Origin of the sequence: Lysinibacillus sp. KU-BSD001 (assembly GCF_042920265.1) — a bacterium.
Lineage (GTDB): Bacteria > Bacillota > Bacilli > Bacillales_A > Planococcaceae > Lysinibacillus_B.
Genome location: NZ_JBDQZI010000007.1, coordinates 59,486 through 71,774 on the forward strand (window position 1 = coordinate 59,486; position 12,289 = coordinate 71,774).

General features: G+C 41.2%; 11 protein-coding genes. All 11 read left to right on the plus strand.

Going from position 1 to position 12,289, the window contains the following annotated elements; genetic code table 11:
- The first annotated feature begins 12 nt into the window (after window positions 1-12).
- The 11 genes from AAGS61_RS11850 (at window position 13) to AAGS61_RS11900 (ending at window position 12,280) form a co-directional block, all read left to right on the plus strand.
- A complete protein-coding gene (locus AAGS61_RS11850; RefSeq protein ID WP_391371858.1) occupies window positions 13-1,431 on the plus strand; it encodes a hypothetical protein in 1,419 nt (472 codons plus the stop codon).
- A gap of 10 nt (window positions 1,432-1,441) precedes the next feature.
- Entirely contained in the window at window positions 1,442-2,437 is a 996-nt protein-coding gene (locus AAGS61_RS11855) for an AAA family ATPase (protein ID WP_391371861.1), read from the plus strand.
- Window positions 2,434-3,309 carry a DUF58 domain-containing protein gene (locus tag AAGS61_RS11860; protein WP_391371864.1) on the plus strand — a complete coding sequence of 292 codons (876 nt, stop codon included), beginning with the start codon at window positions 2,434-2,436 and terminating at the stop codon, window positions 3,307-3,309. Before AAGS61_RS11855 ends, AAGS61_RS11860 begins: the two co-directional genes overlap by 4 nt.
- Before the next feature lie 11 nt (window positions 3,310-3,320).
- The gene (locus AAGS61_RS11865; protein WP_391371867.1) at window positions 3,321-5,066 is read left to right on the plus strand and encodes a vWA domain-containing protein; all 1,746 of its coding nucleotides are present in this window, start codon (window positions 3,321-3,323) and stop codon (window positions 5,064-5,066) included.
- Entirely contained in the window at window positions 5,050-7,632 is a 2,583-nt protein-coding gene (locus tag AAGS61_RS11870) for a VWA domain-containing protein (RefSeq protein WP_391371870.1), read from the plus strand. The genes AAGS61_RS11865 and AAGS61_RS11870 overlap by 17 nt, the downstream gene beginning before the upstream one ends.
- 133 nt (window positions 7,633-7,765) lie before the next feature.
- The gene (locus AAGS61_RS11875) at window positions 7,766-8,770 is read left to right on the plus strand and encodes an NAD(P)H-dependent flavin oxidoreductase (protein ID WP_391371872.1); all 1,005 of its coding nucleotides are present in this window, start codon (window positions 7,766-7,768) and stop codon (window positions 8,768-8,770) included.
- Between the two features lie 439 nt (window positions 8,771-9,209).
- Window positions 9,210-9,881 (plus strand): DNA alkylation repair protein, encoded by a 672-nt coding sequence (locus AAGS61_RS11880; protein WP_391371875.1) that lies wholly within the window; start codon window positions 9,210-9,212, stop codon window positions 9,879-9,881.
- The gene (locus AAGS61_RS11885) at window positions 9,882-11,012 is read left to right on the plus strand and encodes a DUF4085 family protein (RefSeq protein ID WP_391371878.1); all 1,131 of its coding nucleotides are present in this window, start codon (window positions 9,882-9,884) and stop codon (window positions 11,010-11,012) included.
- Window positions 10,972-11,505: an HXXEE domain-containing protein gene (locus AAGS61_RS11890; RefSeq protein WP_391371881.1), complete on the plus strand. Its 534-nt coding sequence runs from the start codon at window positions 10,972-10,974 to the stop codon at window positions 11,503-11,505. Before AAGS61_RS11885 ends, AAGS61_RS11890 begins: the two co-directional genes overlap by 41 nt.
- A 191-nt stretch (window positions 11,506-11,696) precedes the next feature.
- Window positions 11,697-11,906 (plus strand): stage III sporulation protein AC, encoded by a 210-nt coding sequence (locus AAGS61_RS11895; protein WP_391371884.1) that lies wholly within the window; start codon window positions 11,697-11,699, stop codon window positions 11,904-11,906.
- Window positions 11,903-12,280, plus strand: coding sequence for a pyruvate formate-lyase (locus AAGS61_RS11900; protein WP_391371887.1), 378 nt, complete (start codon window positions 11,903-11,905; stop codon window positions 12,278-12,280). Before AAGS61_RS11895 ends, AAGS61_RS11900 begins: the two co-directional genes overlap by 4 nt.
- Window positions 12,281-12,289 lie beyond the last annotated feature (9 nt).

Sequence of the window (12,289 nt, forward strand, 5' to 3'; positions counted from 1 at the left end):
GGAGGAGCTAGCATGGAGGAAAAGAAAAGGCTATGGCAAGCTGTCTTTGCTGCGCGCCGTAGTCTACTCCTTGAAAAATTGATACTGGGTGCTCAAAAAGGACTGCTTTACGCGGTCCTTTCGGCTACTATCGTGTATATCATTTCACGTCTATTTGTTTTACCGTATTATAGCCGTGTAGCGATAGGTGCGGCGGTCCTCGCGTTTTTATGGCAACTGATGCGTGTTATGACGAATCGGCTGACGAAGAAAGATGCACTGATTTTATTTGATGCCTACTTTACGCATAATGAGCTACTGACAGCTTTAACAGCAAAGGAAGAAAATGGGCTCGTTCAAACTTTAATGAAGCAAGCGTCTGTGCAAAAAGAGCAAGCGTTACAGGCGTTTAAAAAGCGACCAAAAAAATTGTTGCAACCGAAAGTACTTGCGACGACATGTGGTCTGTTTGTTTTACTGTTAGGTTTAATCGCGCTGCCTGCTACTACACAACAAGAAGCAAAAGTAGTAGAAGCAGACCGGGCGATTACGAAAAAAATTGATCAAGAGATGGAAGAACAGTTAAAGAAAGAGTTGTCAGAGAAGACGAAGAAAGAATTGGAAGAACTAAAGAAAACGCTGGAGGAAGCTGAAACGAGCGAGCAAGCGTTAAAAGAGCTTGTCAAAAAGCAAAAAGAATTGATGAAGCAAGAACAACAACTTGCTGAACAACAGCAAAAGAACGAATTGTCAGCAGGCGAGCTACAGCAATTAAATGAGCTTGCTTCTTTAAATAAAGAACTAGCTTCTGCAGCAGGTGAGGCGCAAAGTTCGTTGAGTAAGCTTGGAAAACCAATTGATTTAAACTTGCAAAAAACAATTGCGAATATGAATCCATCGTCTTCATTAAGCCAAAGTACTGGTCAATCAGGCACGACAAGCGCAAACGGACAGCAAAATACGAACAATAACGGCTCACAAAGTAATGGCAGTGGGCAAAGTGGAAGCTCAGGTCAAGGTACAAATCAAGGCCAATCATCTACGAATAGTGGCAACAGCTCAGGGCAATCTGGCGGCAGTAGTCAAGGACAAGGACAAGGTCAAGGTCAAGGCTCTGGTAGCGGTGCTGGTTCTGGCAGTGGTTCGGGAAGTGGTAGCGGTGGCAAAGGTGGTTTAATGGGCGGCACAGGTTCTGGCGGTCGTGATTTATTAGCGGTTCCGCATCGTATTGGTGGGTCAAGTGATACGACAGTGGATTCTGGCAAAATAGGTGAAGGCGATACGATTGAAGAAAAAGGTTACGTTCCTGCGACAAGAGGTGACGTGCGCCCATACGAAGAGGTAGTTGGCACATACAAAGATAGCTATATGCAATCTACTGAACGCTTGCAGCTGCCGAGTGATTTACAGCAAATGGTGCAACATTATTTTACATCAATAGAAACAGACTAGGGGGATGGCTATGGCTTTTCATGAACAACAATACGAACAAATGAGTAAACATATACTCGCAGTAAGAGAGGAAATCGGCAAGTTTATCGTCGGGCAAGAAGAAGCAGTCGAGTTTACGCTCTATGGGATTTTAGCAGATGGGCATGTGCTGTTAGAAGGGTTGCCTGGACTTGGGAAAACGATGCTCGTTCGTACGATTGCTAACGTACTGGAGCTGAGCTTTTCTCGCATTCAATTTACGCCCGATTTAATGCCAGCAGATATTACAGGAACGAGCATGATTGAACGTTTAGAAAATGGCAAGCAGCAGTTTACATTTCAAAAAGGACCGGTTTTCAGTCAGATTGTGCTAGCTGATGAAATTAACCGAGCAACACCGAAAACGCAAAGTGCATTACTTGAAGCGATGGGCGAAAAAACGGTAACGGTACTTGGCGATACGAGGCCAATGGAACGACCATTTTTTGTGTTAGCTACACAAAATCCAATTGAAATGGAAGGGACGTACCCACTGCCAGAAGCACAGCTTGACCGTTTCTTATGTAAAGTGTTGCTTCCGTACCCTTCTAAGCAACATTTGTTAACGATTATGGAACGGACGACAGGTGCTACGTCGGCTGAGCTTTCAAAAGTAATGGATACGGAACAGTTACTACAGGCACAGCAAATGGCAAAAGAAGTCATGATTGCACAGGATATTCTTGCTTATGCGGTAGATATTGTCACAGCGACGAATCCATTTGATACGAGTGCTCTTGATGAAGTGAAGCAATTTGTGCAATATGGTAGTGGTCCGCGGGGGGTGCAAAGTGTCATTAAACTTGCAAAGGCACGCGCGCTAATGAATGGACGTTTCCATGTATCGATAGCAGATATTAAAGCGGTAGCAAAACCTGCCCTTCGTCACCGCATTTTACTCAATTATGAAGGAGAAGCGGCGGAGAAAACAACGGATGATATAGTGGAGATTATTTTAACAAAAGTACAGCAAGGAGCATTTGTATGACGAAGGAGCTACTGTTACAAAGTGAGTGGCAGAAAAGAATTGGCTCCTCGAAGCTTGCAACTAAATCAAAGCTTCGTGGTCAACATAAAGGCTCACACCGTTCCAATCGCTTTGGCTCCTCGATGGACTTTAGTGATTTCCGTGAATACCATGCGGGTGACGATGTACGTCAAGTAGACTGGAATGTATATGCCCGTACAGAAAAGTATTTTATTAAACGTTTTTTAGACGAGCAAGAAATGAGAGTACATATTTTACTCGATGCATCGAAATCGATGGTTCATCCAGAAAAATGGCTGCTTGCAAGACAGTTAGCGCTCGCACTTGGGCAGCTCGTGCTACAAAATGATGATCGGCTTTCTTTTTCCGTTATTTCGGCACAGCCGGTCATACCATTCCGTAAAAAAGGCGCCACGTATAAGCAAGCGTTTGCGCATACAATCGCTAGTTTGCAACGACCATCCTTAAAGGATTCGTTTGTACAGCATGCCATGAAGCAGCTAGCAAAAGGGCAAACGGTGCTCATACTCATTACAGACGGACTGGAGCCGATTGCTGAGTGGGAGGCGCTTATTCAACGATTACCACGCTATGCTGGTGATATTCGGATCATTCAAATTGAAACACAGGAAGAAATGAAACCGAACTTTACTGGGGATGTGGAGCTTTATGATATTGAAACAGATGAGAAGTTAAATATTTCTGTATCCAATCAAATCATCCAGCAGTATATCAATAAAAAAGCAGAGCACGAAAAAAAATTCCAGCTGCTTTGCGCTAAATATGGTGTAGCAACAATTCAACTCGTTGCGGAAGAAGGGTTTTCAAGCGCTTTTTTCCACCGTCTAAAAAAAGCGAATTGGATTATGTGAGGTGACGATGGATGGGGTTTATGAATGTCGCTTTTATCGGGATGATTATTTTTCCAATCATCGTCCTGCTGTATTATTTTTTCCGAAAGAAATATACGAAACAAACCGTTTCCTCCACCCTTTTTTGGGAAGAACTTATGCAGGAAACAAAAGCGTCTCCGTATTTAAAAAAGCTACAAAAAAATAGCCTGTTATTTTTACAACTGGCAGCGCTCCTTTTACTTGTTTTCGCATTGATGAAGCCTTACTTACCGAGTACGAAAATAGCGGGCGAGCAAGTCATTTTTGTAGTGGACACTTCTGCTACAATGCTTGCTGGGAAAGAGGCAACAACGTTTGAACAGCATAAAGATAAGATGAAGCAATTATTAAAAGACATGGATGGGAAAAGTATCACGCTCGTGACGACAGGACGCCAGCCGACTGTTGTGCTACGTGAAGAAACGAATACTGCTGAAGTTGAAAAAGCAGTAGATACTTTAGAAGTTACATATGAGCAGGAACATATGGAGAAAGCGGTTGAAGTCGTACAAGCATTTATTGGTCAACGGACGACGGCGATCTATGTTTTTACGGATTCCTTAGAAAAGCAACAACTACCAGTTGAAAGTGCTTTTGTAGAATGGCATGTATATGGACAAACCGAGGAGCTAAATAATGTAGCTATTACGAAGTTTGCAGCAACTGCTCAAGGGGAACAGACGACAGCACTTGTGCAGCTAACAAATGAAACCGATCAAACACAAAACATTACAATCGATTTATATGGTAAGGATCAGCGCCTTGTTTCAGAGCAGCTCACACTGGAGCAACATGACACAATCATCCATTTATTCAATCAATTACCACTGACGCCAACCATTACAGCGAAAATTGAAGTCAATGATGAGTATGCATTAGATAATGAATGGGTCACAACTATCCAGCAGGAGACAATCGAGGTCATGCTCGATCCATCAACACATACCCTTGTTCAAAAAGGGTTTGCTGCTGTTTATGATCACGTCACATTTTTTGATGACGCGACATTGAAGCAAGCAAACGAGCAGTCTTTACTCATTTCAAATGATGTTGCTTTATTAGACGGACAAAGCCCGGTTATATTAATTGGTCGCAACGATGAAAGTAGTAAAGAGATGAATGCGTTTGCTAGTCCGTCATCTGCTGCGTTATTTAGTTTTAGTCCATTGCAAGATGTGTATGTCCAATCGATTTATCCGCCTTTTGAACAGTTTGATACGATTGCAACGGTCAATGAAGAGCCGTTTATTCAATTGTCACCAAAAGGAGATATTATTGTATTAGCCGATTTACAGGCGACAGATTGGCCGCTACATCCTTCATTCCCATTGTTCTTATGGAGTGCAGTGCAGCAAATTTCGGCGGCAGGTGACAGTATGGGGACATTTACACCGAAACAATCCGCTTCTATTGCGCTACGTGAAACAGAATGGTCCATTTATGACGAAGAAGGAAAATATGTGTCATCGTTTACGAGTGGCAAACAATTTATTGCTCCGGACAAGCCTGGGTTATACGAGCTATCATCGGAGGATGAATCAAGATTATTTTCAACCGTGCTTGCCGCAAGTGAACGCCATATTCAGTTCGGTAAAAGTTTTACACTGGGGCAATTAACAAACGAAAATGAGGAAGTGGAAACGTCTACTTCTTTCTTCCCTTATATCGTATTGATAATTTTGCTGCTCATTTTAGCAGAATGGGAGGTGCAACGTAGACGTGGATTTACGAATTGATATTCCGTTCGCGCTTTTATTATTTATTCCTGTCGTTTTGTATTTTGGATTTGTACTGAAAAGGCATAAGGCACAGTGGAAAAAGCTTCATTATATTGTGTATGTGTTACGTATAGCAACGGTTAGTTGCTTAATTTTTGCTTTAGCGAATCCGTATATTTTATTGCCAATTGATAAAGAGCAAGTGTTATTCCTAATCGATCGTTCAGCTTCTACAAGTGCAGAAGAGGATACAGCAACGCAGTTTATACAAGAGGCTTTAACGAGTAAAGAGGATAAGCATGAAGTAGGGATTTATTCATTTGCCAGTGCAGTGCAAACCGAATCCCTACTATCCGCTGAGGTAGAAGCAGTGCCGCAATTATCGGCCATGTCATCTGTCAGCGATACAAATATTGAAGAAGCGCTAAAAATGGTGACAAGTATTGCGGATCAGCAAAAAGCAACCCGTATCGTGTTGTTAACAGATGGGAATGAAACAGAGGGAGAGGCGTTGCTAGAAGTAAATAAATTAACAAATAGCAATGTGTCAATCGATGTTGTCCCACTTGCTAAAAGTGCAAATGAGGATATTATTTTAGAAAGCGTTGAAACACCTCAAATTGCTTATGAGGGGGAACAACAACAGCTTGTTACAAATATTTATGCGGAAAACGAAAAGCAGGCCGAGCTGATTTTATATGAAAATGATAAAAAAATAGTACAGCAATCAGTCACACTGCAGGCCGGTCATAACCGTTTTACATTTAGTCATATGAGCAGTGCAACAGGGCTAGTCAAATATGAAGCCCTTGTGCAAACGACCAATGATGCTTTTTTAGAAAATAACAAGTTAACAAGCGTGACGACTGTACAAGCAGCACCGCGTTTATTAATTGTACAAGATGATGAGGCTACCTCTAAAATTCCAGCGATTATTGGAAACAGTACGATTGATTATGCTGTGATGAGTGCATCTACGTTACCGTCGTCATTATCAAGTTATTTAGCCTATAATGCAATCATTTTTGATAATGTATCGGCTCATACAATAGGCGAAGCAAAAATGGAAGTCATTGAGCAAGCGGTCAAGCATTTTGGGGTTGGTTTTATGATGGTTGGTGGTGACCAAGCGTTCGGTTTAGGAGGCTATTTCAAAACGCCGATTGAAGCGCTGTTACCTGTGGAAATGGACGTGCAAGGAAAGCACGAAATGCCGTCGCTAGGGCTTGTCCTCGTCATTGACCGTTCAGGGAGTATGATGGGAAGTAAGCTTGAGCTTGCAAAAGAGGCCGCAGCACGTTCCATTGAACTACTACGTGATGATGATACACTTGGAGTGATTGCCTTTGATGATCGACCATGGCCAATTATCGAAACGACGAAGCTAGCCGATAAAGAGGAAGCAACAGATGCAGTGTTATCGATTCCAGCTGGTGGCGGAACGGAAATTTATAGCTCGCTTGCATTAGCCTATGAGGGGCTACAAGATTTAAAGTTACAACGAAAACATATTATTTTACTAACAGATGGTTATTCCGCTACAAATAGTTCGTATGACGATTTAATTGCTGCGGGATTAGAGAAAAATGTCACACTGTCAACAGTTGCGATTGGGCAAGATGCGGACCGGAATTTACTGGAGTCTTTAAGTGACATGGGGAGCGGGCGTTTTTATGATGTAGTGGATGAAACAACGATTCCGTCTATTTTATCAAGGGAAACATCTATGATGACACGAACGTATATTGAAGACAATCCGTTTTACCCGACCGTGTACAATGCAGATAAATGGCATCATTTATTTACAGATGGTGTGGCACAAATGAATGCCTACATCGGTACGACGGCTAAACCGCTTGCGACTGTTGTGGCAGAGAGTGAAAAGGAAGATCCTGTTTTAGCTACATGGCAATACGGGTTAGGGACAACGATTGCCTTTACTTCTGATGCAGCTGGTGCGTGGGCTGGCGGCTGGGCAACTTGGGCGAAATGGCGTGAATTTTGGCAAACGGCCATTGCGGAGCTTTTACCGAGCTATCACGACGTAGCGTATTCCGTCTCGTCAGATGGCAACGGTCAATTCACCATTACAGATGTGTCAAACGAAGCAGCATTTTTATCAGTGACAGCGATCAATGAGGCAGGGGAAGAGTTGCCGATTGAAACCGATGTATTATCCGCTAGTAAAATGAAAGTGTTTGCAGATGGAGAACCGGGTCTTGTGTTCTTTAGTATTGTTAATAAAGACGGAGACATGGTCAAAGTTGGGGTGCAAATGCCGTATAGTGATGAATATAAGCAAAGTACGACAAATACAGCACTATTAGAAACAATCGCGAATAGTAGTGGTGGTCAAGTCATTGAAAAAGCTAGTGATGTGTTCCGACCGTTTCAACAAAAAGGGACAGAAAGCCGCTCGATTACAACATGGCTTCTAGTCATTGCCTTGTTATTATTCTTTGTGGATATTACACTGCGACGATTTGGCTTCTCCTTTAAAAAGAAACAAGTCGTGGGTTCTAATATAATAGAAGAAACTCCATCCAATGTGAGTGAGCTATTAAAACAACTAAAACGAAAATAAGGATAAGCGGGAGGGATCATTCCCTCTCGTTTTTTGATGAGGGGCTGGAGTGAAAAAACTTTCCACACAATTGCATACGCTAGGTAGATTATTTTAGTTAAAAGGTTTACAATTTTTGTATGAGGTGATAAATATGCTAAAAAATTTCAATATACACAAACCGATTATTCAAGCACCGATGGCAGGTGTCACAACGCCTGCGTTTGTTGCGGCTTGTTGTGAAGCAGGTGTACTTGGTTCTATCGGATCCGGTTACTTAAATGGCGAGGAAACACGCGCGTTTATTCAAGAAGTAAAGCAATTAACGACTAAACCATTCAGCATTAATTTATTTGTGCAGGAAGAGCCTAAGATTGATGTTCATGTATTACAAGAAGCGCGCATGGCGTTACAACCTATTTACGATGAACTCGGTATTACAGATATACCGAAAGTTATTTCGAATGAAGTATTTGAAGGGCAAATTCAAGCCGTTTTAGATGAAGAAGTGCCGATTGTGTCATTTACGTTTGGATTGCCAACAGAAGAGGTCGTTCATCGGCTAAAAGAAAAGGGTACTTTTATAATCGGTACAGCTACTACGAAAGAAGAAGCAGTCGCGGTTGAAGAGGCGGGCTTTGATGCGGTTGTTTTACAAGGAGGCGAAGCAGGTGGGCATCGTGGTTCTTTCCAAGAGCCTATGCAACTTATACCAATTCGTGAGTTAGTGAAGCAAGTGGTAGGAAACGTAACGATTCCAGTGATTGCTACAGGTGGGATTATGACGCGAGAACATGTAGCTGAAATGTTATCGCTAGGTGTAGAAGCTGTGCAAATTGGTACAGCACTCATTACGGCAGATGAATGTAGTGTGAACGAATATCATAAAGAGGCAATTTTACATTCAAAAGAAGTGGGTACATGTATGACGATTGCATTTACGGGAAAACCTGCACGTGGTCTGATGAATAAGTTTACGGAGCAATTAAAAGGTAAAATTGTTGCACCTTACCCGTTACAGCACCATTTAACGACGAAAATTCGCCAAGTTAGTGCGAAAACAGGGCGTCCTGAATACTTATCCCTTTGGATGGGGGAAAATAGTTATATGGCGAGACGTGCCTCTGTCAAAGCGATTATTGACTCACTATGGGGGTAATCATTTAATTAGTCAGGTGTGTTAATTATACAAATAATGGTATATTATGAGCGTGCTTTTTAGTGAAATGATTAATAAAAAGGTGCTTGCTCGTTGATTGGAGCGGAGGCGACTCGACTCCTGCAGGAGAAAGATCAAAGGCTAAAGTCACCACGTCCTGTGGCAACGCCTTTGTGAGCAACATCATGTTGCCCCGAGCTGAAAATCCATTTATTTCGGCATTAGCCGAAATAAATTAGTTGAAGCCGTGCCTGCGGAAAGCGAGTCAGCCGTAGCGGAAATCAACGTATTCCAATGTTCTCTTTAGTAATAAGAGGTAAATCAACACGCGTGTTAAGTAGTGAAAGCATAGGGAAAGGTTTCATGTAAACTTGAACTATGCTTTTATTTTTATGCAATGAGTATTTTGTATGCTATTTGAAAAGCAAGGAGTGATTGTATGGGCACGCAATTAGAAAAATTAGCTGAACCTAAGTATAAAGCATTTACAGAAAAGTTAGTTGAGACAAAGTATGAGATTTTAGGAGTACGGATTCCGACACTCAGGCAGCTTGCGAAGGATATTGTACGAGCAGACTGGCAGGCATTTATTGAACAGCCGAAAACAACGTTTGAAGAAATGATGCTCGAAGGGTTTGTCATTGCATCCGTAAATATCCCCGTAGAGGAACGCTTTATTTTCATTGGGGAGTTTATAAAGAAAATTGATAATTGGTCGCTTTGTGATAGTTTTTGTTCAAGCTTAAAAATAACGAAAAAGTATCCGCAAGAGATGTGGAACTTTTTAATGACTCTTCGACATGAGTCGCATCCATTTGTGCAACGATTTATCATTGTCATGATGCTCATGTATTATTTATCGGATGAATGGATTGAGCGTGTTTTTCAGGAGTTACAGTTAATTCAGCACGATGATTATTATGTGAAGATGGCTGTTGCATGGGCGATTTCTATTGCCTTTATAAAGCAAGAGGAAAAAACGCGTCATTTTTTACAAACAGCTGTACAGGATGATTTTACATTCCATAAAGCATTGCAAAAAATCAGGGAGTCTAGAAAAGTGAGTGGTGACGTGAAAGAAGAACTCAAACATTGGAAGCGAGTGAAGTAAATGTGGCATTTAACCTTACAAAAGAAAAAAGAAAGTGAGCCGGCTCATATATTGCCAATCAGGGAAACAGATGATGAATGGGAAAACGATTTACAAACAGCTCGGGAGGAAGGGATGGATTTAGCGGCTGAACTTCAAGCGCGTTTAGACGAAGTACGTGAACGATTATTACAAGTGTTGCCAGAAAAATTTCATCCGTATATACATAACGATACATTAAATACACCCAATTTACCGAAAGCTGTGCGTGAGGAGTATTTAGCTTGGCAAGTAGCTTTAGAGCAAACATTTAGAGAGGTGTTAAATCATGCATATACGATGAAGCAACAAGCGATTCCGTATTTGCCACAAAGCGCACAAGAGGTTTTTCGTGACTCTTTGCATGATGCTGTTATTGTCAATATAGAACGGGTAGGGAATGATGTAACTATCATGCTTAATACAGGTGGCGGGTTTACACCAAAGGCCATTGTGATATTACAATTCATCAATGTGATTGATGAGATAGGAGAGATTGAGGTAGGCAGCTACTATATTTACGACGAGCTTCAAAAGACAGCGCGCGGTTTTGCGTTACGTGTTATTTGGGAGTGTCCAGAAGTAGAATGGACGATTGCATGTGAAACAATTGAAGCTGCATTTTATTTTCGCCCAGTAGCTTATTTTGAGCAGCAAGAAGCTGATTTTGAAACGTTTGTCGATCAACTGGCACCACATATGCAGTATTTCTTTATTACCGATAGGGTGATTCCATGGGATAGGGAGAAACTAGAAGTGAGTGCGGATGGTGTGTACGTGAGAGGGATCAAAGTAGCTGAATCGCTAGTAGCTTGTAAATCGCTTCTTTATTGTGACACCTATGAGGATCCGTATGCCATTTTTAGTGTCCCTGTACCAGTGGAAGAGCTAGAGCATGCAGCGCTCAGTAATGATTTAGAGTGGCAAGTACGAGCGTTTAATACATTGTATGACAATCCTATGCCACACCGTGAAGTTATCAATCATATTTTACAAAACATTCACATACAAGAGAATAATGAAATGATGATTTATGCGGCAGTCACACATTTTAAGGCACGGGCGTTATTAGATGAAACGACAACAGAAAAGTTTAAAGTGTGGTGGGATTAAATTGGAAGCATCTATTGTCTTTTTTTGTTTAGCGATTACATTACATAATCTTGAGGAAGCGATTTGGCTACCGAAATGGTCTCAGCAGGCGTCAAAGTTTCAAAAGCCGGTTACGGCAAGTGAATTTCATTTTGCGGTCATTGTCATTACGGCACTTGCTTATTTATCGGCATTTATTTATATGAATTTCCCTGATTTTCAACTAGGGAAATGGTTATTTATTGGCTTTTTAAGTTCGATGGTATTAAATGCTATTTTTCCACATCTTCTTGCAACGATTGCAACGAAAACATATGCACCTGGACTTATCACAGGGCTAATATTAAATATTCCCATTAATTCTTTCATTCTTTATCACATGTTTCAACAGGGTGTCATGACGTGGGGAGAATTGATAATATCAACGGTTATCGTAGGTCCCTGTTTAATTGCTTTCATTCCATTGTTATTTTGGGGTGGGCGGCAGTTATCGCCTTTTTCACATCATGCATAAAAGTTATCGAACGAAACTAGTACGATTCAAGGCAGTGCATCTTTTTGCGCTGTCTTTTTTAGCTTTCACCCTCTAAAGTTTAGAAAATGAGAGAGGAGTGAAGCTATTGATGCTAAATATTTGAATAAAAACGGTGTTCTGCCACTTCCCCCTGCTTCATATACTACGTTACGAGAGGAGGGAGGAGGCGCGTGGAACTTCAAGATGTATTACGTGTAGCAGCCGTCGGATTAGTCATTGCACTACTTCATATATTTTTCGAGCAGACTGGGAAAAAAGAATTTTCATTCTTTTTATTCTTTATTGCTTACTTGTATATGACCGTGGAGCTTATTCGATTTTTGCGTTTGTTTTTTGAGGAAGTGGCGCAATTTCTACGATGGCTCTCCTTTTCAATATGAAGTATTTAATTTTTGCGACGTTATGCATGCTACTACTTAGCTTTATTAAAGGGGCCATTGGTAAGCTACATCCCATTATTAGCATTATTTTTTTCTTTTTATTTTTCGCACAAATATTTGCACTTGTTTTATATCCTCTTTTTTCAGAGCTAGTGACCATTACTCAAGTCATTCCGTATAGTAAATTGCTTGCGTATACAGCACTCCTGTTATTATTAAGTCATCTTGTGAAATCGATATTGGAAGAGCAGGAGTATGATGCTTTTTCTCAAGGCGTAGATATTGCTATACGTGGATCACTTGTACTCATCTGGTTGCAGCAGCTAAAGCCCGCAATGACACAACTAACAGATTTACTACACAGATTTAGTTAGAGGGACTGA